This is a genomic window from Rufibacter latericius (assembly GCF_003721515.1).
In the GTDB taxonomy this organism is placed as follows: domain Bacteria; phylum Bacteroidota; class Bacteroidia; order Cytophagales; family Hymenobacteraceae; genus Nibribacter; species Nibribacter latericius.
The window spans coordinates 123,936-148,843 of record NZ_RJJD01000013.1; the positions used below are offsets into that span (position 1 = coordinate 123,936).

At 56.5% G+C, this 24,908-nt stretch carries 28 protein-coding genes; 17 read left to right on the forward strand and 11 right to left on the reverse strand.

From position 1 onward, the window contains the following. Positions 1–46: 46 nt before the first annotated feature. The 5 genes from EFB08_RS17300 to EFB08_RS17320 are packed head-to-tail and all read left to right on the forward strand — an operon-like array spanning position 47 to position 3,470. Complete coding sequence (locus EFB08_RS17300) at positions 47–550, forward strand: hemerythrin domain-containing protein (protein ID WP_123128220.1); 504 nt, start codon at positions 47–49, stop codon at positions 548–550. 2 nt (positions 551–552) lie between these two features. Continuing rightward, on the forward strand, positions 553–1,371 hold the full coding sequence (locus EFB08_RS17305; protein ID WP_123128221.1) for a DUF2249 domain-containing protein: 819 nt from the start codon (positions 553–555) through the stop codon (positions 1,369–1,371). A 4-nt stretch (positions 1,372–1,375) separates the two neighbouring features. Further along, positions 1,376–2,683 carry a hypothetical protein gene (locus EFB08_RS17310; RefSeq protein WP_123128222.1) on the forward strand — a complete coding sequence of 436 codons (1,308 nt, stop codon included), beginning with the start codon at positions 1,376–1,378 and terminating at the stop codon, positions 2,681–2,683. After that, positions 2,664–2,978, forward strand: a complete 315-nt coding sequence (locus tag EFB08_RS17315; RefSeq protein ID WP_123128223.1) for a metal-sulfur cluster assembly factor — start codon at positions 2,664–2,666, stop codon at positions 2,976–2,978. The genes EFB08_RS17310 and EFB08_RS17315 overlap by 20 nt, the downstream gene beginning before the upstream one ends. Before the next feature lie 42 nt (positions 2,979–3,020). Further along, positions 3,021–3,470, forward strand: coding sequence for an RrF2 family transcriptional regulator (locus EFB08_RS17320; RefSeq protein WP_123128224.1), 450 nt, complete (start codon positions 3,021–3,023; stop codon positions 3,468–3,470). A 242-nt stretch (positions 3,471–3,712) separates the two neighbouring features. On the opposite strand, the gene EFB08_RS17325 is transcribed toward EFB08_RS17320, so the two are convergent. Continuing rightward, entirely contained in the window at positions 3,713–4,117 is a 405-nt protein-coding gene (locus EFB08_RS17325; RefSeq protein ID WP_165864948.1) for a tellurite resistance/C4-dicarboxylate transporter family protein, read from the reverse strand. Here EFB08_RS17325 and EFB08_RS23575 point away from each other — a divergent pair. Beyond that, complete coding sequence (locus tag EFB08_RS23575; RefSeq protein WP_123128226.1) at positions 4,110–4,355, forward strand: hypothetical protein; 246 nt, start codon at positions 4,110–4,112, stop codon at positions 4,353–4,355. The two genes, EFB08_RS17325 and EFB08_RS23575, sit on opposite strands and share 8 nt — an antisense overlap. Positions 4,356–5,368: 1,013 nt before the next feature. On the opposite strand, the gene EFB08_RS17335 is transcribed toward EFB08_RS23575, so the two are convergent. Continuing rightward, positions 5,369–5,713: a phosphoribosylpyrophosphate synthetase gene (locus EFB08_RS17335; RefSeq protein ID WP_123128227.1), complete on the reverse strand. Its 345-nt coding sequence runs from the start codon at positions 5,711–5,713 to the stop codon at positions 5,369–5,371. Between the two features lie 209 nt (positions 5,714–5,922). Here EFB08_RS17335 and hmpA point away from each other — a divergent pair, with 209 nt between their 5' ends. Continuing rightward, positions 5,923–7,137, forward strand: a complete 1,215-nt coding sequence (gene hmpA, locus EFB08_RS17340; RefSeq protein WP_227006386.1) for an NO-inducible flavohemoprotein — start codon at positions 5,923–5,925, stop codon at positions 7,135–7,137. Positions 7,138–7,866: 729 nt separating this feature from the next. Then, on the forward strand, positions 7,867–8,289 hold the full coding sequence (locus EFB08_RS17345; RefSeq protein ID WP_125077775.1) for a hypothetical protein: 423 nt from the start codon (positions 7,867–7,869) through the stop codon (positions 8,287–8,289). 114 nt (positions 8,290–8,403) lie between these two features. Here the strand turns inward: EFB08_RS17345 and EFB08_RS17350 are convergent, their stop codons facing one another. The 5 genes from EFB08_RS17350 to EFB08_RS17370 form a co-directional block, all read right to left on the reverse strand. After that, positions 8,404–8,703: a hypothetical protein gene (locus tag EFB08_RS17350; protein ID WP_123128229.1), complete on the reverse strand. Its 300-nt coding sequence runs from the start codon at positions 8,701–8,703 to the stop codon at positions 8,404–8,406. A 40-nt stretch (positions 8,704–8,743) separates the two neighbouring features. Continuing rightward, positions 8,744–9,067: a hypothetical protein gene (locus tag EFB08_RS17355; protein WP_125077776.1), complete on the reverse strand. Its 324-nt coding sequence runs from the start codon at positions 9,065–9,067 to the stop codon at positions 8,744–8,746. Between the two features lie 895 nt (positions 9,068–9,962). Beyond that, positions 9,963–10,304: a response regulator gene (locus tag EFB08_RS24040; RefSeq protein ID WP_227006392.1), complete on the reverse strand. Its 342-nt coding sequence runs from the start codon at positions 10,302–10,304 to the stop codon at positions 9,963–9,965. 16 nt (positions 10,305–10,320) lie between these two features. Next, positions 10,321–11,271 carry a class I SAM-dependent methyltransferase gene (locus EFB08_RS17365; RefSeq protein ID WP_123128232.1) on the reverse strand — a complete coding sequence of 317 codons (951 nt, stop codon included), beginning with the start codon at positions 11,269–11,271 and terminating at the stop codon, positions 10,321–10,323. 336 nt (positions 11,272–11,607) lie between these two features. Then, on the reverse strand, positions 11,608–14,115 hold the full coding sequence (locus EFB08_RS17370; protein ID WP_227006393.1) for a PAS domain-containing sensor histidine kinase: 2,508 nt from the start codon (positions 14,113–14,115) through the stop codon (positions 11,608–11,610). A gap of 298 nt (positions 14,116–14,413) precedes the next feature. Between EFB08_RS17370 and EFB08_RS23580 the strand changes: the two genes are divergently transcribed. The 3 genes from EFB08_RS23580 to EFB08_RS23585 all read left to right on the forward strand — a co-directional run bounded on the left by EFB08_RS23580 (position 14,414) and on the right by EFB08_RS23585 (position 16,136). Beyond that, positions 14,414–14,569, forward strand: coding sequence for a hypothetical protein (locus tag EFB08_RS23580; protein WP_165864950.1), 156 nt, complete (start codon positions 14,414–14,416; stop codon positions 14,567–14,569). Positions 14,570–15,280: 711 nt separating this feature from the next. After that, the gene (locus EFB08_RS17380; protein ID WP_123128235.1) at positions 15,281–15,481 is read left to right on the forward strand and encodes a hypothetical protein; all 201 of its coding nucleotides are present in this window, start codon (positions 15,281–15,283) and stop codon (positions 15,479–15,481) included. A gap of 478 nt (positions 15,482–15,959) precedes the next feature. Next, entirely contained in the window at positions 15,960–16,136 is a 177-nt protein-coding gene (locus EFB08_RS23585; protein ID WP_165864951.1) for a hypothetical protein, read from the forward strand. A gap of 138 nt (positions 16,137–16,274) precedes the next feature. Here the strand turns inward: EFB08_RS23585 and EFB08_RS17390 are convergent, their stop codons facing one another. Both EFB08_RS17390 and EFB08_RS17395 read right to left on the reverse strand, forming a co-directional pair. After that, positions 16,275–16,655, reverse strand: coding sequence for a response regulator (locus tag EFB08_RS17390; RefSeq protein WP_165864952.1), 381 nt, complete (start codon positions 16,653–16,655; stop codon positions 16,275–16,277). Positions 16,656–16,945: 290 nt separating this feature from the next. After that, a complete protein-coding gene (locus EFB08_RS17395; RefSeq protein ID WP_123128238.1) occupies positions 16,946–18,052 on the reverse strand; it encodes a sensor histidine kinase in 1,107 nt (368 codons plus the stop codon). 363 nt (positions 18,053–18,415) lie between these two features. On the opposite strand from EFB08_RS17395, the gene EFB08_RS17400 reads away from it, so the two are divergent. Next, positions 18,416–18,595: a hypothetical protein gene (locus tag EFB08_RS17400; protein ID WP_123128239.1), complete on the forward strand. Its 180-nt coding sequence runs from the start codon at positions 18,416–18,418 to the stop codon at positions 18,593–18,595. A gap of 116 nt (positions 18,596–18,711) precedes the next feature. Continuing rightward, the gene (locus EFB08_RS17405; protein WP_227006387.1) at positions 18,712–19,050 is read left to right on the forward strand and encodes a sensor histidine kinase; all 339 of its coding nucleotides are present in this window, start codon (positions 18,712–18,714) and stop codon (positions 19,048–19,050) included. Positions 19,051–19,390: 340 nt separating this feature from the next. On the opposite strand, the gene EFB08_RS17410 is transcribed toward EFB08_RS17405, so the two are convergent. After that, positions 19,391–20,530 carry a sensor histidine kinase gene (locus EFB08_RS17410; protein WP_123128241.1) on the reverse strand — a complete coding sequence of 380 codons (1,140 nt, stop codon included), beginning with the start codon at positions 20,528–20,530 and terminating at the stop codon, positions 19,391–19,393. A 527-nt stretch (positions 20,531–21,057) separates the two neighbouring features. Here EFB08_RS17410 and EFB08_RS17420 point away from each other — a divergent pair. Both EFB08_RS17420 and EFB08_RS17425 read left to right on the forward strand, forming a co-directional pair. Beyond that, on the forward strand, positions 21,058–21,378 hold the full coding sequence (locus EFB08_RS17420; RefSeq protein ID WP_123128243.1) for a hypothetical protein: 321 nt from the start codon (positions 21,058–21,060) through the stop codon (positions 21,376–21,378). A gap of 202 nt (positions 21,379–21,580) precedes the next feature. Further along, positions 21,581–21,931, forward strand: coding sequence for a hypothetical protein (locus EFB08_RS17425; RefSeq protein ID WP_123128244.1), 351 nt, complete (start codon positions 21,581–21,583; stop codon positions 21,929–21,931). Positions 21,932–22,396: 465 nt separating this feature from the next. Here the strand turns inward: EFB08_RS17425 and EFB08_RS17430 are convergent, their stop codons facing one another. After that, positions 22,397–22,837: a hypothetical protein gene (locus EFB08_RS17430; protein WP_125077778.1), complete on the reverse strand. Its 441-nt coding sequence runs from the start codon at positions 22,835–22,837 to the stop codon at positions 22,397–22,399. Positions 22,838–23,129: 292 nt separating this feature from the next. On the opposite strand from EFB08_RS17430, the gene EFB08_RS17440 reads away from it, so the two are divergent. Next, the gene (locus EFB08_RS17440; RefSeq protein ID WP_123128247.1) at positions 23,130–23,582 is read left to right on the forward strand and encodes a LexA family protein; all 453 of its coding nucleotides are present in this window, start codon (positions 23,130–23,132) and stop codon (positions 23,580–23,582) included. Positions 23,583–23,586: 4 nt separating this feature from the next. Then, positions 23,587–24,855, forward strand: a complete 1,269-nt coding sequence (locus EFB08_RS17445; protein ID WP_123128248.1) for a Y-family DNA polymerase — start codon at positions 23,587–23,589, stop codon at positions 24,853–24,855. Positions 24,856–24,908 lie beyond the last annotated feature (53 nt).

The window sequence follows — 24,908 nt, forward strand, 5'->3', positions numbered from 1 at the left end:
CCTGCCCACTTCCCACAACTTAAATAGGGCACTGCCCACGAACGTCATGAAAGCTACTGTGACACCCCAAAAAAGAGACAAGAGTCTGGTACCCCTTTCCCGTGACCACCACTTCGGTCTGTTGTTCTGCTGGAAGATTAGGCAGGGACTCAAAAAAGGCACTGACCTGAAACTGCTGCGCGCCTACGTGCGCTATTTCTGGAACATCGTTCTCAAAGCACACTGCCAGGAGGAAGAGTGGCTGCTGGCCCGCGTGCTACCCCAAGACCATGAAGTACGCCTGAGGCTGGAAGAGGAGCACCGCCTCCTGCAGACACTGGTAGTCCTCATTCAGGAAGGCAGTCCCATGAACAAAGAGCTGTTCAAAGTACTGGACAAAGACCTCACCAACCACATACGCTGGGAGGAGCGCGAGCTGTTCCCGTACCTGCAGAGCTTAGTACCTGCTGAAGAGTTGGAACTTGCCGCCAAGCTATTGGAGCACAAACACGAACCCAGGGAAGACGCATTCACGCCTGAATTCTGGTCTTCCAATGCCAAAGCCGCTTAGCCATGCAAATTGCCGCCACCACCAAAATCTCAGCTGTAATCAAGGAAAATCCTGCGGCCATTGAAGCCATCGTTTCTATCAACCGGCATTTTGAGAAGCTCAGGAATCCGTTGCTGCGCAAGATTCTGGCCTCCAGGGTGACCATAGCCGATGCGGCCCGCATGGGTGGCTGCCAGGTAGAGGCCTTTTTTGAAAAGCTGGCGCCGCTGGGGTTTGAGGTGAAAAAGCAAACTGCTGAGGCGGTGCCGCAGGTAATACCCTCAGCTTTTGTTTTTCCGGTGTTCTTGCAAGAGCTGCCCCCAAATGCCTTCCTCTACCTCGATGTGCGCGAAGATATTGCCGCTGGCAATGACCCGTTCCTGAGCATCATGAAGGCGGTTGAGCAAGTGAACGGGCAGAACGCCCTGGTCATTCTCAACACGTTTGAGCCCACACCGCTTATTCAGATTCTGCAGAAACGCGGCTATGTCAGCTTCGCAGAGGTGAAGTCACCGGAGCTGGTCTATACCTACTTCTGGCGCAAAGGTGCCGGGACGGTTTCTTCTACTTTGGCGAGCGCCGAATGGACTGGTGACTTTGAACAAAGCCTGGCCCAGTATGCAGGAAACCTGAAGCAGGTTGACGTGCGCCAATTGGAAATGCCGTTGCCTATGGTTACTATTCTCAAGGAACTGGAGGGGCTGCCTTTCGGGAAAGCCTTGCACGTGACCCATCAGCGGGTGCCCCAGTTCCTGCTCCCCAAGTTGCAGGAAAGGGGCTTTCAGGTAGCCATAAAAGAAGTAGGTCCCGGGGAAGTGTATCTGCTCATTTATAAACCTTAAAGCCATGAGTACCGCAACCGCCTCCAATTCCCCCAGCAAATGGGTAGTGTTGCCGCATTATGCCTTTGCCGCCCTTTCTTTTTTGACGCTCACGTTGCTGCTGCTCTTCTCCACCGATGCCTTTGGCGGCCACTATTTTCACCCCAAGCTCCTGACGCTGACCCACGTGGCAGTGCTGGGCTGGGCGACCATGACCATCTTCGGGGCACTGTACCAATTGCTGCCGGTAGTGCTGGAAGGCAAACTCTACAGTGAGAAGCTGGCCCTCTGGACGTTCGGGTTGTTAGGGACGGGTACCATTCTGCTGGCGTACTCCTTCTGGTTTTTCCAGGTGGGCTTGCCCATGCATCTGGCGGCCTGCTGCCTGTTGATTTCCTTTCTGCTCTTCAACATCAACATCCTCCAGACGGCCAGGAAAGCACCTAAGTGGACGGTAGAGGCAGATTTTATATTGACGTCGGCGGCCTGGCTTTTGCTCACCGGTTTTATTGGGTTACTGATGGCGGTGAACTTTTCAACGCCATTTCTGCCCCAGGACCACGTGCACTACCTGAAACTGCACGCCCACATCGGAATGGCCGGTTGGTTTCTGCTTTTGATAATAGGGGTTGGGTCCAAACTGATTCCTATGTTCCTGCTGGCGCACGTAGAGGGCACCAAACACCTGAACTGGTCTTACAACCTCATCAACGCGGGGCTGGTGCTGTTCATCTTTGACCATTTGTTCGTACACACAAGGTTTCTCCCCTTGTATGCGGCCCTGGTGGTAGGGGGCGTGGGTGCGTTCCTTCTTTTCCTCCGTGAAGCGAAGAAATCCAGGCAACGGACAGACATTGACTTGGGCATGCAGCAGACCTTTGTGGCGCTGGCCCTGTTGGTGGTGCCTTTGGTATTGGTGCTGGTGGTGAGCAGCCAAATAGAGCTGCCCGCCGCGGTGATGTCCAGCCTGTACCTGGTGTATGGCCTTTCCATATTTCTGGGCTTTGTTACGGCCTTGATTCTGGGGCAGACGTTCAAGACGCTTCCCTTCATTGTCTGGATGCACGCCTATGAAGACCTGGTGGGTAGGTTCCAGACCCCGCTTCCCAAAGACCTGTACAGCCACACCTTGCTGCGTTGGCAGAACATCAGTTACCTGCTGGGGTTTGTGGGGTTGGTGGCAGGCGTACTGCTGCGGGAGCCGACCGTGATACTGGTGGGTGCCATTGTGTTAACCATAGCGGCGGTACTCTACACCGTGAACGTGTTTCACCTGCTGTTGCACAAAGTTTCTGACTTAAAACCCTTTACCTATGGAAACCAAAGCGCCTGATACTCTGGAGCGAGTGCTGGAAACCTTGAAATACATCATAGACCCTGAGATCGGCATCAACATTGTTGACCTTGGCTTGGTTTACAAGGTGACAGCAGAGGAAGAGCGGATCTACATTGAACTCACCCTTACCACCAAGGGCTGCCCCATGAGCGGCACCATAACCACTGCCACGCAGCAAATCCTGAAAAGAATGTTTCCTACCCACGGGATTGAGGTGGAACTGGTATGGTGGCCTATGTGGTCCCCCGAATTGATTACCGACGAAGGAAGGCGGCAACTGGATAAGATGTGATACCTTTACTTCCATAAAGTAGGAGAGGCAAGGACAGAACAGATGCTATCAAAGACCACGGAATATGCCCTTCGGGCGATTGTGTACATTGCCTTGAATGATGCCAGAAGCCTGCGGGTAGGAATCAAAGAGATTGCGAAAGAGTTGGAACTGCCTACTCATTTCATGGGTAAGATTCTGCAGGACCTGGCCCGTAAAGGGATAATAGCCTCTATGAAAGGCCCGGGCGGCGGCTTCTTCCTGCACCGTTCCGCCAATGATATCAGCATTCTGGAGGTAGTCCGTACCATTGACGGATTGGAGGCCTTTAGAAAATGCGGAATGGGCATGAAGGAATGCTCAGACACCCATCCTTGCCCGTTGCATAATGATATCCAGCACTACCGGCGGCAATTACTCACTACCTTCAGCGATAAGACCATTCAGAACTTAGTGGACGGTATCAACACTGGTGAATTTTTTATCACCAATGTGCAGAAGCCTGCGGAGTAGAGTTGACTTAGGGAAGGAGAACAAACATACCCTTTACAAGGCAATTACTGGCAAATCTTCCTAGGGATTCAGTCGTTGTTTTTAATATTATAAGAGAGTAACCCCATACCTATCCTGATTTAAGCACCCGCTCATCCCCTGTCAATGTAGGTATCCTGTTCTAAAGGCTGTTTTCCTGAAAGTGCCCTATAAGCATCCACCCAGACGGATGGGGACGTTGGATATTAATCGGGGATCGACTTCTAATTACTTCCCTTCCCTGAATGGTGCCTAGGGACAAAGGTCTTCACCAGGTTTATGCAAAGTCCCAGGAAGGTATAGGCCCAAGCCACAAACGCCAGGTAAATGAAGTAGGTGGGAATAATTTGCAGGTACGGAAGTTGGAGGGCATATGCCAGCCGCCAAGTGCAGACCGTGTACATGCCCAACGGAAACACCAATCCCCAGTACTGCGGGTGGTAGAAGATGGGGAGACGGTTGGACACATGCCGCCATATGCCCAGAATGACGATGATGGGAATCCACCAGGTCCTGATGATCCAGAAGAAAAGGGTGAAGCCCTTCAGGAAAGGTACAAAGTCAAGAAAACCGGTGGTGCTACTGATATTCAGAATCAAGGTGGCGCCTGAGAGCGTGGTAATGGCCACCGCACCCATGCTGATCCAATTAGGAGAGGCACTGCAAATTGAAGAAGGTGAGGCGATAAAAGATAAGGGTGATCAATATAATATAAAGCATGCAGCCCAGCATGTACCCCATGACGCCCGAAAGATAGTGCGCTCTGCGGGAAAAGGCAGGTGCGGAGACAGAAGCGTAGCCAAAATGGACACCGCTTGGGTAGACACCACCAGAACAGGAGTGTTCATCTATATATACCTATTTTGAGGCTTTCTCAGCATACTAGGTTAAAAAAACAGGGGCCAAACCCCATTCAGGCACAATCAAATTCCTGAATCAACGGGAGATGAAACAGGAAACCTTTAACTTCAAAAAGGGTATCGGTAGAGACTGGGGAACTGGGGCTCTATCGTTAAACTTCTAGATCCGGCACATAGAAGGAGGCTGAATTACTTAGACATACATTGGGTATGAAGATAAGACTGCAGTAGAACACCCTCCGTTTGCGGCCAATGCAGGGGAAAGTGGAGCAATTGGCGCAAGAAGGTACCGTGGAGACCAAATCCCACCTTGGGCCTAGGCCAGAGCAAACACTTTCCATGCCGTAGTTAGAGATCCGGCAGCGCAGTTGGTGACCGCTTCCCTCACCAACAACACCATTGAAGTGGCTGTGCCCTCTGTTATGGCAGCTACCTGGGCAGACTCAGACTAGGTTGGCTTTGAGGAGCTGATGCCCTTGGCGAAGGGCAATCTCTGTACATTTAAGTAGAGAAAGACTTCAGGTGCCTTCAGGAACCTCCAGGAGCGTCCGTATGAAGATGAATCTGATGCTTTTCCCAACCTATCAGAGATGAACTGGTGAGAACCCTTAGTTAAAAGCACACGAAACCGCAGCTTGGTTTCTATGCCCCGCAGCAGGCCTATAGCCTGCCACTTTTGGCCCAGGCTCCCGTAGCCTAATTTCTATTAGGGAGCTAACCTCAGTGTAGGACGTTTCTGGCTAGTTCGCTGAGAAAGACTAAAATTTGGATGCTTATGCAGCCACGTTTACTCCTGCTGTTGTAGGGGGAGGCTGGGCGTAGTTTGCATTGGCATAGGAGATGGCGGAGAAGGAGGAAGGATAGCAGGCATAATGACTGCAATAGAACCCGAAGAATTACTAAAACAGAACCAGGCGCTACTAATTTGCCTCCCTTTATCGGCCGCTAGAGGTAAGTCCAGTCCATCTGCGGCGGCAGATGTCATTCAAGGGTGCAGGTGTCCTTGCTTGGTGTATTCCCTTAGGTAGAGGCTAAAGGGGCTTGGTTTGCTGAGCCAGCGCTTGCTTTTTCCTTCAACCCCCTCACCATTTCCCACACCGCATTATCGCTGTATATCCCGTATCCATCCACAAGGATGCCCCTTATACGGTGCTTCGCGGATGAGATGGCATACACTACGGCTTCGTCCCCGGGGTCAGAGATGCCTTCAAAACGATAAGAAGCATCCACTGTATATTCATTGTGATGGAGCTGCAGCGAGTTGCCGTGGCACACGATACAGTTGTTGTCCAGGTTGAAGTCTACGGTATAGCCCTCCTCCTTGAGTTTGCTCAATACTTCTGTGACGGTATCCATGGGTTCCATGATAGTTGGTTTTAGCATTGGGAAAGGATAGAGACTTAAGCCCAGCCTATGTGGAGTGCTCAGGCACCCTCAACTAGGCTGGGCATGGCTAAAGGTAGGCACGGGCGAAAGCGATTGGCAGAACTTAAATCTTTCATTAAGATGATCCCCATCATTTTAAATCCCTGCTGCGTACTATAATTTTATTCCTCCATTTAGCACATGAGTGTATGATAACATCTGAGCAGAGAGAACTGATAAAGACCACGGTGCCGATTTTACGTGAGCATGGGGTGGCCCTCACCACCCATTTTTACAGCCGCATGTTCAGGCACAACGCTGAGTTGAAGAATGTCTTCAATCTAGGCAACCAGGGGAGCGGAAAGCAGCAGCTGTCCTTGGCCATGGCGGTGCTGGCGTATGCCGAAAACATTGAAGACCCCTCTGTCCTGGTCTCAGCAGTGACAAAGATAGGCCACAAGCACGTGAGCCTAGATATTAGGCCAGAGCACTATGCCATAGTGGGCAAGCACCTGCTGGCCTCCATAAGCGAAGTGCTGGGGGAGGGCGCCACACCGGAACTGATAGAGGCCTGGGCGGTGGCCTACCAACAGCTGGCCGACCTGATGACTGGCCTGGAGATGAAGCTGTACCATGACTCCGTGGCCAAAGAAGGAGGATGGACCGGATGGCGGCCTTTCATCCTGAAACAGAAGGAGCAGGAGTCTGAGGAAATCACTTCTTTTTACCTGTACCCCGCTGACGGCGGAAAGGTGGCCGATTTCGAGCCGGGGCAGTACGTCAGTATCAGACTGTTCCTGCCCGAGCTGAACCTCTTCCAACCCCGCCAGTACAGCCTCTCCAGTGCCCCAAACGGCAACTACTACCGCATTTCGGTGAAGAAGGAAAGAGGGGCCGCCGACAACCCCAACGGCATGATCAGCAACCGGCTGCATGACAAGGTACAGGAGGGCGACATCATAGAGGTGGCGCCTCCTGCCGGAGACTTCTTCCTGGACACCGAAAAGCATACCCCAGTGGTTTTCATCAGCGGCGGGGTGGGGCAGACCCCACTGCTGAGCATGCTGGAGTACCTGGCCGATACGGAGAGTGACCGGGAGATTGTCTGGGTGCACGGCTGCCGCAACAGGAAAGTCCATGCGTTCCGGGAGCCGCTCACCACCCTGGAAGCCCGCCACGGCAAGCTCAAGAAGCACATCTTCTATGATTCCCTGGACGGGGAAATGCAGGTGGAAGGGTACAACGAGGGAATTGTGGAACTAAGCAAACTACGAGACCAGGCGGTTCTACAGGACGCCGACTATTACGTTTGTGGTCCGGCCCCGTTCATCAAAAAGCAGTTCAAGGATCTGGCCGCAATGGGAGTAAAGCCCGAGGCCATCCATTACGAGGAATTTGGCCCCGCGAACCTGATTCTCACATAACATCAGCCATAATGCATTCAGAAAGGACTGCGTCGGACCTCGGCACAGCCCTTTCTGTATGAGAAGGAAAAGGAGGGCTAGTTGGATCTTTGACTTTAAGTTGGATAAGGTTTCTGAAAACCTGTGGCGCCAGCATCCAGTGGCGCCAGCATGAATAAGGTATTTTTCGATCCAGACCCATTTTCCGGAAACCAGGCCTGGGACTGGAAGCGATATTAACTATATCTTCTCCTGTTCTTCAGGGGTATTCACGTGCAGAAGCGCATCAGGGTTAAGAGATTTAAGCAGATGAACCTCTTTATTCCGCAAAACCTTTCTGGGACAGGTACAAGAGCAAAACAGGATAGCCCTTCGGTTCCTAGATGGTGATCAAGGATTCGGGGAATCGCATGTGCCGGAAGCCTGCCATGGCTAGGGCGACCTAGCCGAGCACCGTGTGCCCCAGCGGGAGACCGCAGAGCAGCAGCAGATGGTGGTGGTTCCCGTCCATGTCCCTGATGGTATACCACCTGCCCGGGCCCATAGGGCGAGAACCCGAAATTCGGGGCCTACCTATCGGAGACTTGTCTTCCAAGGAGGGGAATGGCTCTCCGGATGGAAACCGTACCCCAGCTCACACATCCCATGATCCATTCCATTTCACTCTGGTGAGATTATTTGGTATATTCGCGCTCCCCCGGCACCTCCAACAGAGGCAGAACGCGCAAACAAAGCAGCCAAAAGACGACCATGATGGAATCACAGGGTATGGACCCGCAGGGAATGGAGGTACTGGCCTCCTCGGACAGCTATGTCCTGGAGTGCTCCTCCCAACACGGCCTGGGCCGGTTGACATTCAGGAAGAAACCCTCGGCCATGGAGTACCAGGCCGCTATCTCCCACTTCTGCGACCAGGTCCTCAAGCGCGGGTTCCGCCTGATGCTGTTCAACAACCTGGAGGCGGGGCTGATCTCCCAGGACGAGAAGGACTGGAGCCGGTTCTACATCGAGAACCTGCTCCCCAACTGCTCCCTCCGGAAAATGGCCTCGGTGGTCGGGGGCAACGCCCTCCAGCGGATGATCATCTCCGACATGCACCAGCAAGGGAAACACCCCTACCGGCTGGAGTGCTTCGCCTCCGAGCAGGAGGCGCTAGCCTGGCTCCTGGCCTAGGGGAAGGCTTGGTCCCAGCCTTTAAATCCGAATCAGCCAATGGAACCTGCCCGCATGCTTGGCTTCCGGGGATACCCATGGGGCATGGGCCGGCGCAAGCCGAGACCGGCTCTGCTATTTGAACAAGGCCTCTTTGGCGATGAGGTGCATGAGGGCTAATTTCGTGATCCTGACGGCCAGGGGGATATTCCCCTCTTTTACCAGCCCCTCGGCGGCAGACAGCCTCCCGAAAGCATCCAAAACCTGGACGGGTGCCTCTTCCTTCCACTCGCATTCCCCTAGGACGGAGAGGACACCTTTGACCTGATCGATCAAGGCGAAAGTAGCTTCGGCGCCGGGTTCCTTCGCCTGGTACCCTTTGGCCTCCTGGAGCAGGAGGCCCAGCATTAGAAATCGGTTCTCGTTCGGGCGCATCTCGGGATTTGTCTTCCCGAGGCAAACCCTTTCCGCGCCCTCAGAGTTCCACCTCGCTGCCGGTCCCCAGCTGGCTGCTGTTGAGGTAATAGCGGAGGGTCTGCCTGGCGAGTTGGAGCGCGTCCTCCCGCTCCTCGCGCTCCACCAGGTAGAGCGCGTACTCCACCCGGGAGCGGCAGTAATTGATGATGTGGTCCAGGTGGTCCTCGGTGAAGCCCTGGTTGGCCAAGGCGCCAAGCACCAGCAGCGCCTCCCCCATGTGCTCGGCCAGGGCATGGCCATTGTCCCCGTACGCGTCCCCCAGTCCCTCGACCCTGGAGAGGATCCGCTTTAATTCCTCGTTGCTCTTTTTCCTGAACGGCATGGCTTGGCTATTTACCCCAAAGATAAAAAAAGAAACCACTCCCCGGAAGCCCAAAGGTAGGCTTGCTGGCAGCAGGCGGTTGCGGGGATCAGGTCATTACTCCATCACAAGAGGCGATGGCAAGGCGGAAGGCTCCAGTTCTTTCTACCAGGCCTAGAGGCACGCCCTGGGCAGGTTCGGCTCAGAGGATTTTACAGTAAGGGGAAAATACCTGGTGAGACAATCGGATCCCCTTGGTGAACCCTTAATTGTTTGGTTCAAACCCGATATTTCGGGCATCTCCGAAACTTGGCGCCCTCCCAGGGGTATGACCTACTACTAGGTAACCCGTGTTCATTAGCAGTTGGTTCAAGGCCTCATACCCGCTCGCGCGCTGAGGGAACCCAATTGGCCGCATACCCCAAAAGGTGTGCGGTTTTCCATTGTGGCCCGGCCTCACTCCGCAGAAGCCAAGGTATCCATCATCGGAAGCACGGACTTATGGGGCGGAATAAAAAGACACTTTCGGTGCACGGGAAGACTGGCGTTCCCCGGCGTCAGGGCCAAAAGGAAGGCAGGCCTTATCGCAGAGGTCTCCGTCTCCAAAGCTCTCGGTCACCGCAAAAGAGCTGCTGGGGCATTCTCCAGCCACAAGTGACCGCTGGGATTGGGGATTGTCCATGGTTCGGTGGGAGGGGGAGAGCCTTTCGAAAGATGTCGCCCCCAACCCGGCGGCATGTTTGATTTTCCTACCTTCAGCGGTAGGGGAAAACACATCTCGCGATTCGTTAAGGACGGGGAAGGGGAACCCATTCCGTTTAGTTCCCTGAAGGAGGCGGGAGGCTGAGGCCTATCTGCCTCCTATCTGCCTACCCATTGATAGTACCAGGCCTTCCCAAAAGGCAAGGGAGCCTCCCTATCCGCAGGGGGATTCCATGGGTGGAGTGGTTCGGGGAGGCTTTCGGCCTAGGCCTGGGGTCAGCCGGGTAAGACCCGTGCCGGGCACCGGCCTCCGTTCATCAAGCACTCCCTTGGGCGATTGGGCGGCGCCAAGCAGGACTATCTCCAGGGTTTTGGCCGAGAGCGGCTTGCTGACGAAGCCCCGGACCTGGAACTTGCCGGCTCTCTCCAGGTCCTGGAGATTTTCGAAGGAGGAGAGAAGGATCACCTTAGGGGTATGCGGCATTGGGGCCTTGTTCCTGATTGCCGCCAGGAACCCGAAGCCGTCCATCACGGGCAAGTGGAGGTCCAGCAGGATGTAATCTTGGCGTCAGTCACCGCTGTGGGGAGGCGCTTTCCGCCTTCTCCGCGGCGGACGGGCTTTCCCGGAGACCATCGATGGCGGGTCTACGGGCCACGCACATCAGGGTGAGGGCGCTGGTTTTCGCGTTGGGGTTGCGGTAGGAGAGCAGGGTGCCCAGGCGGTACTTGAACTCGGCCGGGCCCGCCTGCCCCTGCAGCACCTCGGCCCCCAGTTCGTGGTTGTGGGGGTAGACCCGCACCTCGAAACCCAGCGGCCCGAGGATGCCCTGGAAGAACCCTTCCGTGACGCCGTGGCCCGGTTGGTGGTGCAGCTCGGAGGCCAGGGCCCGGGCCTGCTGGTCACCCGATTTGTGGAAGCTGTGCTTCATAACCTTGTAGATCACCAGGCGGGCGTTCCACAGCAGCTTGGCCAGCCCCCGGTAGTCCCAGGCGCTGCGCTGCGGGTCGTGGTCGGTGACCAGCAGCCCGCCGGGCTTCACCAGCCGGGCCGCCTCCCGCAGGATCGCCCCCATGTCCTGGCAGTGGTGGAGCGTGGCGTTGAGGGTGACCACGTCGGCGAAGCCCGAGGCGAAGGGCAGGTCCGTCGCGTCCGCCAGCACCGTGGCGTAGCCCAGCCCCTTGGCCAGCCGCAGGGAGGCCGGGGCCACGTCCACCCCGATCAGCAGGGCGGGCTCGCCCCCCAGCGAGGCGTAGACGTTGCCCGGGCCGCAGCCGATGTCCACCACCACCTTCCCCGCCCAGTCCCCGAGGGCGGCTTTCCAGCGGCCGGTGTAGGCCTCGCTGCGGTGGCAGTAGGTCAGGTACTCCTCGGCCCACTCTGGGTGCCCGAAGTAGTAGGCGTTGGCCAGCAGGCCCTCGCCCGGGTCATTCAGCGGGAACTCCAGGTAGTCCGCCGAGAGGGCGGGCACCTTGCCGGGTTGAAGGTAGGGAGCCACCAGCCGGCTCATCTCCGTTGTTTCCATCCTTATATGGGTTTGGTGAGGAAAGCCTATCGGTGGAACAGCTGTGGCTGCGCGCAGGCAGGCCGGGGATCTGGCTGTTTTCAGGTGGGAGTGCAATTACTTATTCTAATGTATAAACATCATTTGTTTAATACAAATACTTATATGTATAATGTAAATTTATTATTTCTGTGAGGAAATGGCATAGGCGGGCAAGCGGCCATGTTGGGTCCGAAGTCCGGGGGCATGCCTGAGGGTCGAAGGAAGGAGGCGGTGAACTTCCAAGTCTTGGAGGGGTCTTCAGGAGGATTGGATTCCATACCTAAGGCGACCTACTAGTAGGGAAGGTTCCCTTGACTAGTTAGGAGGGAAAAAGACAAGGAACCTGGTGCCTATGCCGACTCTGCTGGTCACCTTCACCTGCCCGCCCATCGCCTCCACGTGGGCTTTCACCAGGTACAGCCCCATGCCCCTGCCTTCCTTGGCGGTATGGAACCGTTGGTAGAGCCTGAAGGCGCTTCCCTTGGCCTTCTTCATGTCGAAGCCCGAGCCGTTGTCCGAGAAATGGATGATCGTTCCCCGGTCGGCACTCTGCAGGCATTTGATCTGGACGGAAAGCGTTCGCTCGCCTGACCTGTATTTGATGGCGTTGGAGAGGAGATTGTAGAAGATACTGAACAGGTAGGCTTTGCTCGCCTTCACCCGGAGGCCCTCCGCGACACCGATGTCCACCCTGCCTCCCGCAAGGGCCATTTCCCCCTTGAGGGTGGACTGCGCCTGCACGATGACCTCCCTGATATCCACGTCCTCGCGCTCAAGGTTCCCTCTCCGGTCCCTAATGCTGAGCACCGTGTTCATGTCTCTGAGCACTTCGTCGAGCTTGCGCACGCTCTGGCCGAGGAACGAGAGGGTAGGGGCGAACCGGTCGGAGTCCCTGCCGGTACCGGCCAGAAGCTCCGCCAGGCCGAGGGCGTTGGCCACGGGCGCCCTGAGGTTATGGGAGACCATGTAGGTGAACTGCTGGAGGTCGCTGTTCTGCCGGTAGAGGTCACCTGCCAGCCTTGCCTGCTCCTGCTCCGAACGTTTGAGGGCCGTGATGTCGGTCTGTACCTCCACGTAGCGGGAAAGTTCTCCGGTATGGTCGAACACGGGGGAAATCTCCACCGACACCCACACCTCCTCCCCGCCTTTCCGCAGGTTCAGCACCTCGAAGGAGATCGGCTCCCCGCCCAGAAGCCTTGCCTCCTGCGCGGAGAAAATCCCTTTGTCGGTTCTGGGGCTGTGCAGCAGCTCGGACGGCCCCTTGCCGACCGCCTCCTCCAAGTTGTAGCCGTAGAGCTTGGTGAAGCCATCGTTCACCCACTCAATCACCCGCTCCCGGTCGGTGATGATCACCCCATTGGTCGTGTTGCTGGCTACCAGCGAGAGTTTCTCCAGCTCCTTTTGGGCCTTTTTCCGTTCGGTGATGTCGGTCTGGATCCTGATTTGTCTCACCGCCACCCCGGTCCCGTCCAGCACTGGGGTGACATCCAGCTCCAGCCACTTCTCCCCGCCCCACCTGTCACAGATCAGGATTTCCTCCCTGTAGGGATCTGGCTGGCCCAGCCTGCCGTAGATGCGCCCTATGGTGTTCTCGTCGGTGTTCCTGCCCCGCATCAGGAAGTCGGGTTTCACCCCTACCGCCTCCTGGAGCGCGAACCCTGTGAGTTTGGTGAACCCATCGTTGACCCACTCGATCCTGCCCTCGTTATCGGTGATCATCACGCCGTTACTGGTCTTGCTGGCGACAAGGGCCAGTTTCTCCAGCTCGAGTTTTGCCTTCTCCTGCTCGGTGACGTCCTCGAAGTAGACGGACAGCCCCTCGGTGGAGGGGAACGCCTTTACCCTGAGCCAAAGGTTCAACCTCCTGAGGGAAGCGGTGAAGTCCACTGCCCTCCCCGTTTCCAGGGCATAGAGGTACTGGGCGTGGAATTCGCCGCCTGTCTCCTCTGGGAAGATCTCCAGCAGGCTTTTCCCCAGCGCCGTCTCCCTGTCGAGGCTCAGCAGTTTCTCCGCCTCGCAATTGAGGTAGGTGAGGACCCAGTCTGGCTTCACCATCAGGAACGCATCGGTGATGCTCTCAAAGATGGTGCTGAGTTTGCTTGCCTGCCGCTTGATCGTCTCGTAGGAGCGCACATTGGCCGTGATGTCCTTGGCGATGGTCTGAACCCCGATGATTTCCCCGTTCACGGTGAGCGGGGACTTGAGTACGTCGAATACCTTTTCCTTTCCCCGCTCGGAACTGAACTCAAGGGTGCGTCTCATGGTCCTGCCGGCCATCGCCTCCTGGAATCCCTCTTCCGACTGTGCGGCCATCGTGGCTGGCAGGAAGGAGGGGACTCGGGTGTTTATCGCCTCCTGCCTTGGGATGCCGAACGCCTCGCAGAAGCTATGGTTCACATCGATGACTACTCCCTTGCTGTTCTCCAGGAAGAGGACGTCCTGGTTGTGCTCGAACAATGCCCTATAGCGCTGTTCGCTCTCCTCTAGTTTTATCCTGCTTATTTTTAGCTCGGTAACGTCGCGCCCGATGGCGTAGATCGCTCCGTCCTCTGCAGACCATGCTCCGCCCCACAGGGAATACCTGACCTGTCCGTCCCGGTGGACAAGGCGGATCTCGAGGTTGTTGTGGGTGGAACCGCCCATCACCTCGGCGATGATCTCCGCTGTCCGGGGAAGGTCCTCGGGGTGTACGAACTCGGAGAAATGGCGGCCCCTCAGCTCACGCCCCTCGTAGCCCAGGATGAGGTTGCTGGCTTCGTTTACCTGAAGGAACCTGCCACCCCGGTCGATGGTGCACAGCATGTCTTGGGAAAAGCGCGCCATTTTCCCCCACGTCCCCTCCTCACTACCTGCCACGAATGCGTTTTGGATCACCTTTGCATAGATTTAGTCCTGCAAAATTACAAAATTTTGCAGGTGTGCTGTATTGCATGTTTTCCTGAAAAGCCTTGTATTATAGCCAATAAGCAATAATGGTCAACTTGCCAAGGAATACGAGCGCTGAAATTGTGCCATTTCTTAGGTTGATTGGCTGAAGTCGTCTGTGTTCAGATCGAAGCCACTTGATGGTATCTGCCTTGGCAAGGAATTGTGGGACCCCATAGGAGTGTCGACAAACCGATTGACCTCCTCTGCGAATGCAGTTGCCCTGCTCCTGAGCAGAGATGACGCTACCCACCTGGGCCTGTCGGTGGAGCCGGGTTTTGATCAGATCCATGCCGAACCCCACGGGCAGCTTTGCCCGGTGGCGTCTTCCCAACAGCCCGCCTCCCTTTAATTGACCTTCCGGAAGTAAAGGGCCACGGCCAGGCACAAGGTTCAATGAGGCAGGTTCCCGCCCGGTACCTTCAGCGCCCCATTCCCGTTGGTGGGTAGCCTCCAATTTTATTACCAGGAAAGAATAACTTCCCTAGGCGCCTACCGCTTCCCCCATTGCCCATGAGTTATCACGCCCAGACATCAGCCTCCCCAAAGAGAGTCTGCCCGGATCCCTGCCCTACGGAACCCACCTCCTAACCGTAGACGGCGAGATCCTCGGCCCGTTCCCCACCTATTACGCGGCCTGCCGCCGCGTAATCAACGTCCTAGGAAAGGGGGGGTTCCGTCGAAGGGCTGCAGGTTTCGAGAAAGTAAGCTGCAACCGGATTACCCTTGCCCCCGGCCCTTCAAGGGACTGACTACTTGCCTTACGACAGGCCCGTTTAACTAAAACAAAAAATCAGTGATACCCACGTATGCGGTCCTCTTATTACCTGGAGGGGGGGGTGGCTCTGCGGATGGGATCGCGATCGGTTCAGAGCGGTTCCTGGAGAGCACGGAAGGCCAGGCATAGGGGAGGCGAAGTAGCATCTCCCGCAGACGGAAATCGGCTTACCCGCCTGCAGGCAGGGAAATACTGGAAAAAGCCGTGATTCTACGGAATCGCAGGCTCTGGCTGAAACCAAACCGCGCCGGTGATGTAAAAATACCTTTGAACCGATGAAACTTTATGCTCGCCATGCCGACCGCTGCCCGCGAAGACGCCCAGGAGACGGGCCAGAGACGCCGTCCCCTAAATGGGGCTGGGCAGTACTACGTCTCCAGGGGCGAGGTCAGGGTGGAGGGCTTCGGCTCTTTCTACGAGGCTTACAGGTACGCCCTGAACCGGTTCTGCTCGGAGGATTTCACGGTGTGGGAAGATACCTGGTAAGATAAGCGGACTACCCCTGGTAAATACCTAATTACCAGGTTAAAACACGGTAAATCAGCCGTCTCTGAAACCTGGCGCACGCCCAGGGGTATGACTTAATAATAGGTTACCGTTTTCATAAGTGTTAGTTAAGCCCCTTATCCGCTCGCGCTCTGAGGGGGACCGGATTGGCCGCACGCCCCCCAAATGGTGTGCGGTTTCCTTTTGCGGCCAGCCCCTTCACCCGCGAGACCCCGCTGTGTGTCGCTGACCCGCAGTCCCGGTGGGCGGAGACAAGGATGAGTTCCCCCTCCCAGAGGGACATCAGGTGGGGCGCCAGTTCCTCGGCGCTCAAGCTGAGGGTGGTCCGCACCTCGCAGGCAAATTTATAAGCAGCGGTTTTTTTCGGGTGGAGAGCATTCTTTACAAATCTGACGACACTTTCTAGCCATACTACCCCAAGACACAGGAGTTCAGCGAGGACGAACTCAAGCAGGCGGTGGGCGGCCCCTTCTACATCGTCACCATCGACGAGAGGGACAAGTACTTCGTGGTGAACGCCAGGAACAACACGGAGATCCTCACCTACAACATCAACGCCAACTACATCTGCAGAAGGAAGATCGCCGATGGGAAAGTGCTGAAGGGGAAGTCCTGCTGTGCAGCACGGACCTGATCGATAAGCGTATCTTGGACAACTATCCCGGGAGAATCGACTAGTGGCCGCCACGCCGGGGAAATGGGTCTTTATTCCGGAGGCAATCAGCAAACAGTAAAGCCTCAAGGCCACAGGGCTGGCCGGTCAAGGCGGCTCTCAGCCGAAAATACCTCTGAGGCATTCCTCGGTCAGGGGCTTGGGGAAAAAGGCCGCCCCAGGATGGTCAGTCCCCCAGTCAATGCTGCCGTAGCGGGAACCCTGGCTGTTGAGGATTACCCTGGTCCGGCTGAAATCCACCAGACCCAGCCTGGCGGCCTCCCTGGTGAAGGCGATGCCGCCCATGACGGGCATCTCAATGTCTGTGATGATGATGTCGGGCATTTCCTTGCGGAGGGCGTCACCCTCCAGGATCCCCAATGCCTCGGCACCGTTTGCGGCGGTCACCATCCGCACCGAGGCATCTATCCTTGCGATCCTATGTTTCAGTATGAAGAGGTAGGAGCTGTCATCATCCACGAGCAATATTCTTTTGGCCAACTTAACGATATTAAAAAAAAGGGGTCGGAACAGTGACACCTTGCCAATGCTGAATACCTGTCACCCCGGTGCTTGACCGGGGTGACAGGTAGACAAAGACGGCGCCACCAATGGTTCCATTCCTCCTCCGGGCCCTTCCGGCGAAAGGGTGGGGACCCTCCCGCTGCCGGGAAACCAATGGGCTACCGGAAGGCCTGAATTATCCGGGAAGCCTTGTCAGCGGCTGCCTTCCATAGGCGGGATCAGCTGAACAGGGACACCTCCCTCGCCCGGTACCTGGCAGGGCATCCTCAACCCAGCGTGTGGTCCTGCCTGAAATACACCCGGAAGGTGGAGCCTTCCCCCACGGTGCTGTCCACCTCGATCCTGCCCCCCGTGTCCTCCACCATGTTCTTGACGATGAACAGGCCGATGCCGGTTCCCTCCACGTCGTCCCGCAGCCGGGTGTAGCGGGTGAAGATCGCCTCCTTCTTGCCTTCCTCTATCCCCAGCCCGTTGTCGCTGACGGTAAGCAGGACGGTGCCATCGGTCCGCTCGGTCCTGATGCGTATCTCGGGTGCCCTGTCCGATGATTTGTACTTGATGGCGTTGCTGACCAGGTTATAGATGATGCTTCTTATCGTTTTCCGGGAGATGCCGATCTCTACCTCGTTGATGTCCGAGGTGACCCTCGCATTGGTCTCGGTTATCTTCTCCTTCAGGGAGAGGGTAGCGTCCTCGATGACGTTCCCGAAGTTCACCCGCTCCGGGGCCTTGGCGAAGTCCAGCTCCGTCTCCCCGATGTCCACCAGGTCCTCCACCGTCTCCCTTAGCTTGGCCACGGAAAGGGTGAGCTGTTCCAGGACCGACCTTGCGTCCTCGTCCGTGCTGGTCTTCTCGGTCATGATCTCCTCCACTATCTTCACCAGCGCCTCGATGTTGGACACGGGGCCCTTGATGTCATGGTAGAGGGCGTGGATGACGACCTCGTGGTTCCTGTTGAGCCGCTCGTACCCCTTCAGGATCTGGATGCGGTCGTTGATGTCCACGAAGGTGATGATGACCCCGTTGGCCCTGTTCTCCCTCCGGACGATGTAGGGCAGGATGTTCATCTGGTACCATACCTTGTCGGTGGTCTGGATCTCCTTCTCCAGGCTTTCGTTGCTCTCGATCACCTCCCGGATGTTCTCGATGATGGTCGGGAAGCGGATGTTGTGGGACACCTCCTCGATGTGCCGGCCCACGTCGCTGTCCGAGAGCCTGAAGTGGGTCATGGCCGCGGGGGTGAACTTGCGCAGGACCATGTCGGCGTCCACGAAGAGCTGCGGGATGATGGTGTTGTTGAAGTAGTTCTCCAACTCCTCGTTCAACTCTTTGAGTTTTGTAACGTTGCCTGCGTCTTCTGGTATCTTGGCCATCTGTAAAGTAAGTAAGGTCTCCTTAACGGAATTAAGGTTAAAGGTGTTAACCCGTAACAATACCGGTTTGTTTTGGGGGCGGGAGCTGCCCAATGGGTTATTTCAGCAGCATACCTCTGGGGTAGGGAAAGGGATCCGCGTATTTCCCCCAGCAGGTTATAGCCCAGCAAGGATTTTCAGCGCACCGGCGGGGCCAGCACCCGCCCTCGGTATATACTGGAAATCCCCCATTCACGGTTGGCGTTACCTTTCCGTTCGGCAAACCTCCTGTCCATCCCACGGGTGGTTTTCCTCCCTTCCCGTTTTTACCAGTGAACCGTATTTACCACATGCACGTATTCTGGACAAACCACCCCCAAAGACATGAAAAAGACTAACCGAACCGCAGGGCTTGAAAAGAGCCTGGTGGCTACCTCCGCCGCCTACCTCCTCACCAAGGACGGGAAGGCCTACGGCAAGTTCGATTCCTTCTTCTCGGCCTGCCAGCACGGGCTGCACGCCTTCCGCTCGGAGCGTTTCCTAGTGGAGAGGAAGGAGGCTTAGTACGGCCCCGCACCTCGCGTGGCAAGCGCCACTTACCAGAGCAGTACCGCGAGGGCGATGGACACATCCAGAAGGAGGTCCGGTTCACCTCCTCGGCCGACAAGTTCTACGCCCAGGTGGACGAGTACAAGTTCTCGCAGGTGGTCAACAACCTCTTCTCCAACGCCATCAAGTTCACCGAGGACGACGGGGTGATCGCCATCGACCTCACCGAGCGGGACGGCTCCGTGCTGATCACGGTCCAGGACGACGGCGTCGGCATCCCGGAGAAGTTCCAGGGCGAGCTGTTCGAGAAGTTCACCCGGGCCCGGAGGCCGGGGCTGCGGGGGGAGCCGACCACGGGCCTGGGCATGTCCATCATCAAGACCATCGTGGAGTGGCACGGAGGCACCATCCGCTTCGAAAGCGAGGAGGGCAAAGGCTCCACTTTCTACATCGAACTGCCCAAGGAGTAGGCCAGCCCTGCCCGAGCGGATGCCTTTCCCTCTCCGGGTAAGCCTGGGGAAAGGATTGGGCAGCCAACCGGAAAGGGCCTCCTTGCTGAGGAGCCTTGTCTGGTTTGCCTACCTTGGTGAGGATCTGCGCCAAACCCTCGTTGCTTCTTTCTCTGAACCGCATTCCCTGAATATCTTGCCCGGGCATAAAGAAAGGAACCGACTCAGGGAAAGCCCTAAAGGGGGCTTCCTGGCAGAAGGCTCGGGGGTGTGTCAGAGGGAGGGCATCTGTTTGCCGTTTTGCTTGCAGGGGATCTCACCGGTGCCTGCCTGCACAGCCCAGGCCTGTTATGGGGGAGGGCTACATGGCTGCCTGAAGGTACACCTTGAACTCGGTGCCTTCCCCTTCTTTGCTTTCCACCTCGATCTTCCCGTCTGCGTTGTCCACTATCCGTTTCACCATGAAAAGCCCTATGCCGGTACCCTCCACGTGGTCATGGAAGCGCCGGAACATGCCGTACAACTGCTTCTGTTGCTTGGCGTTTATCCCGAGGCCGTTGTCCTTTACCCGTAATTCCACATAAGGCTCCTCCAGCCGGGTGGTTACGTGGATGATACAGTCACGGTCGGGGGCCTTGTATTTGATGGCGTTGCTGAGGAGGTTGTAGAGGATGCTCCGGAAGTTCTTCCTGGAGAAGTTGAGCTGGGACACCTCGAAATCGGTCTGGATGAAGCAGGTTTTCCGTTTGGTGGGGTACTCCAGGTCTGCCATGATGTCTTCGTACACCTCTTTAATATTGGTGACCACCCCGTCTATCTCCTCCTCGGCAGAGGTTTTCTGGAGTTTGCTGATCTCCGACAGATCCTCGATGGTATGCTTAAACCGATGGATGGATTCTGCGATCCTGCCTAAGACCTCACGCGTTTCCCCGGTGAGGGAGTTTGATTCCTGCAGTCTCTCCTCCAGGTACAGCACCAGCGCCTCTATGTTGGTGATAGGGGACCGCAGGTCATGCGAGGCCGTGTAGATGAGGTTGTCCAGGTCCTTGTTCGTCCTCTGGAGTTCATTGTTCTTGCGCTCCAGGGCATCCTGCTGCCGCTCGGCCAGTTTATCCTGCAGTTCCTTCTGCTTGGTAAGGTCCCCCGTGATTTTGGTGAAGCCGATGTGCCGGCCGCCTCCATCAAAGATGGAGGTGAGGGTCACGTTGGCCCAGAACAGGGAACCGTCTTTCTTCCTCCGCCAGTCCTCGTTCTCATAAGAGCCGTCTTCCAGGGCTTTCCGCAGTTCCTTCTCGGGGTAACCGGCCCGCTGGTACTCGTCCGGGTGCAGGATGCCGTAAAACTGGCCCACGATCTCCTCTTCGGAGTAGCCTTTCAGCCGCTCAGCCCCGATGTTCCAGGCGGTGATGATGCCTTTGGTGTCGGTGGCGAAGATAGCGTAGTCCTTTACCTGGTTTACGAAGAAGGAGTTGATGCTGTCTGCCGAGCGGATTTTGTCCATAGGTTCCTGGGCTTGATTCGTCCTGTTTACTGAATCCTTTCCCTATGGTTGCCTTGCCTCGGCTGGCCTGCGATACGGCCGTAGAGGGTTGGCGCGGGGGAGAAACAAGATTTGGTAGGGAAAGGAGGCCGGCAGCTCCCGCAACAGCACGCTGGATGCGCATGGGAGCCAAGAAATCAAATGGCGTATGTGCCCGTGGCTTGTATTTGAAGGGAGGGTCCTACCTATCCGGGCTTTATACTTTTGGTGCGGGGGGTCTATCTCCGGGTGGAATCGCCTTTGGCTCGACCGGGTACCCCAGCACCCGCACGGTGGCCATGGCTCCTCTCAACAATGGGCTGCGGCGGAAACCCTTTGAGATTGGAAACCCCCTAAAGGCACTGAAACACGCCAAGATCGCACCATTCACAACCAGGTAACAGGCAGGGAATCTTTCCAGGGGTTTCTCGGTTCCCCATTTGCTCCCCTGTAGTTTCTTCCTTTCATCCCCTCAGCATACCCCTGTCAACCTATCGCTCCGGAAAAGAATGGCCCAAATCCCCCCCGTCGAGATGCTCTTCCAGAAGTTGGGAGAAGTGAATGGCAAATTGGCGGTACTCGCCCTCAAAGAGAACCCGCGCCTTGGGCAGATCGGGATACTGGTGAGGGAAGCACAGGTCCAGTTGGGCCTGTTGGAGATATCGCACCGGGGTCACCCTCCGCTGATTGCCGCGGAGGTAGGCCTGTTGGAGGCGATGATGCTCGCCTACAATCTCAGGCCCGGGGAAGCCCTCCAGACCGCCCAAAGCAACCTGCACGCGTACCTGGAGAGCATGAGGCACACGGGCGAGTGGGAAGGCTCCCTATGATTTCCCGCTGACGCGCTGAGGCCCTCCCCAGACGGGGGATACCCTACCCAGAAGGCAGCCATCGGTCCCCGGCCTTACCTCGGTTTTAAAACCATGGCTCCGGGGGGAAATACCCTATTCCTGCCGCCGGGCAACCAATCCCCACCGCCCTTAGTTATAAGGATGAGAGCGGCCCACGGGATAACAGCGTTTTTGAGAACGCATGCCACCCACCGCCCCCACAACCCTCCTGCCCACGCGTCTGTTCACCCAAGCCCGGGGTCACCCCACGCCGGGGGAGGCATGCCTGGAGGAGTTGGCCAAGGTACGCCGAACGCTTGCCCTACTGCATACCGCAGAGAAACTGCACCAACAACAGATAAGGAGCCTGCTGAGGTACGCGCAGGATATCCTGGGAATCCTGGAGGCATCCAGCCAGGACAACCAGTTCCTGGTCCACGCCCAGGTAATCCTTCTGGAGGCACTGGCCCTCGCCCGGACACACCAGCACGCAAAAGCCCGCCGGATTGCCTTCCACTGCCTTCGCTGGTTCCTGGAGACCGCCCAGGAATAGAACAGGAACATCCGCTTTCCCGGCCAAACCTAAATTCCAACCACAACCCTGCTCCCTTGTTCGGGATTGCCCTTGGACTCCCTTGCACAAGTCACACGCTGATCTGCCCCGGCACCCCAGGTCCGGCCCATACCCGGGGTAAGCCCAACGCCCCGTTCGGCTGCCGGTACCTGTTAGTTAGCTATATGCCCGCGTGGGGCAGGGACAAAGAAAAGCCGTACCCTCATGGAATGGCAACGGGGTTTGACAGTATGGCGCTTGAATTGGAAAGGAGGGGGTGTGTTTCCCCAAAGGAACCGCTTTGGGTCTGACCGGGTAGGTCGGATTTCGGGAGGTCCGTTTGTTTTCACGCGAAGGAAGGATCGTCCCTTGATGGACCTGCTACGGGAAGGAAAACCGGTGACACAGCTCCTCCGGTAAACCGACTCCGGAAGCAGGGCTTACCAGAGACCGCCACTCCACCCTTCAACGCAGAATTTCCTCTGCCTGCTTTTCTACTTCGCGGCTCACTTCCTGTTTGATGGTTTCCTCCACGTTGAGGGTGTCCAGGGAGCCGATCCTGGTGGATACCGAATCGATCCCGGTATGCCGTTCGAACTCAGTATTGACAGCGTCTTTGGCGGCCTTGGATGCCGCCTCGGTGGCAGCCGTCGTAACGGTGTCACAGGAGGCCCCCACAAAAATATAAAGGGCGATAAATGGAGTGTATTTCACGGGTTCTGGCTTATGTGCGAAAATAAAGGCCATGGCCTGTCCAATAGCCATGGAAGTTGATGGAACCATTGATACCGGACTTGCCGCAATGAATCGGGCGAAAGATGGACGGGCGAATGATGTGATGACAGTTCTTCCCTTCGTAACGGTGTGCGGTACTCCGGAGAGGGCGTATTCAGGGACCCGTCGCATAAGGAACGCAACCGGGGAGGGATTAGTGTCCCTCTTGGTTAGGAAAGCTCACCATTGCAAATGGGCATACTTCCCAGCACTAACCTTGTAGGTCTATAATGCCTCTTATGTAAAGCAGGCATGCTGCTCACCTCGAAAATCGTACTCTGCGCTATCCGCTACCATTCTTATAAAATTCGATTCTATAGCACATTAGGCTGTTCATTGCTTCTATACATGCTAAATTTTTTAGATTTATATATCTGTTTTGCTAATATTGTTCGTAAAATGCGACAAAACAAGCAGAGGCAGAATGGAAGCAGCGATAATCCCACTACACCCGATTGAAGAACAGCGGTTCCTTGTAATCATTGACCAAGGCAATTCTTTGCCCCTTTTCACCACCACCGTGCAGGCCGGGTTCCCCAGTCCCGCGACGGACTACTCGGCCGAGCCCATCGACCTGAACACCTATGCCTCCAATCACCCCAGCTCCACTTTCCTGGTGAAGGTGGAGGGAGACTCCATGATCGGGGCGCACATCATGCCGGGGGACTTGGCTATCGTAAACATTGACCTTAGGGCCAGCAGCGGCATGGTGGTGCTGGCTTTCGTGGACGGAGGCTATACCATCAAAAGACTGGACATCCGGAAAGACGCGGCCTACCTGGTCTCGGAAAACCCTAAGTACCCACCCATCAGGATTGAATCAGCGGAAGCTGGGAAGATATGGGGTGTTGTTGTGGGTATTCACCGCAAGTTCTAAGCCCATGACCTCCCTTTTCGCCCTTGTTGATTGCAACAATTTCTACGCGTCCTGCGAGCGGCTCTTCAAGCCTGACTTGGCGGAGAAGCCCATCGTTGTGCTCAGCAACAATGACGGCTGTGTGATCGCCCGCAGCAATGAGGCGAAGGCGCTCGGCATCAAGATGGGCACGCCCCTATTTGAAATCAGGGATTTATTGGAAAAAGACGGCGTGCACGTGTTCTCCAGCAACTACGAACTCTACGGCGATATGAGCAGGCGCGTGGTGCTTATCCTCTCCGAGTACTCGCCCAAGGTGGAGGTTTACTCCATAGACGAAAGTTTCCTGGACTTGGGCAACTTCCTGCACGTGGACATCCACCGGCATGCGAGGGCCATCTGGGAACGGGTGCCCAGGGCCACGGGCATACCCGTAGCGGTCGGGGTTGCAGCAACCAAGACACTGGCCAAGCTGGCCAACCGACTGGCTAAGAAATCCAGCAAGGCTAATGGCGTATTGGTGCTCACCGAACCGGCGCACATTGAGGCGGCACTGAAGGCTACCGAGATAGGAGACGTTTGGGGCGTGGGTAGGCGCTACGCCAAGAAACTGGCAATGTATGGGGTACACACGGCCTATGACCTCACGCAGAAGACTGACAGTTTCGTGAAGAAGCACCTGACCATCGTGGGTCTGCGTACGGTGAAAGAGTTGCGCGGCGAGGCCTGTGTTGACTTGGAGATGATTCCGCCCTCAAAGCAGAACATCTGTACGTCAAGATCATTTGGCCAACCATTGACAGATCTTTCTGATATTGAGGAGGCATTGGCCACGCATGCGGTGCGGTGCGCCACCAAACTCAGGAAGCAGAAGTCCTGCGCCGCCGCGCTCACCGTGTTCCTGGAGACCAGCCGCTTCGGGCAGGCAGGCCAGATGTACTTCAACAGCCGGACGGTGAAGCTGGACAGCCCCAGCGCCAGCGAACTGGTGATTATGCCCGCCGCCCTGGAGGCGCTCAGGGCTATCTTCCGGAAAGGCTTCCGCTACAAGAAGACCGGCATCATCGTCACCGGCATCTGCCCCGCAGGCCAAATCCAGGAAAGCATCTTCTCGGCCGGTACCAGGGAGCGGGACAACGGTCTGATGCAGGCCCTGGACACCCTGAGGGAGAAGTTTGGGCACGGCAAAGTCAAATACGGGGTGCAGGGTACGGAAGGCAAATGGCAGATGCAGAGCGGCAATGTCTCCCCCTGCTACACCACGCGGCTGGATGACCTTATAAAGGCTAGGTAAGCACCTGCTTTTATCAGGCAGCAAAACAATAGGCCCTGCCCATCGTTCCTGGG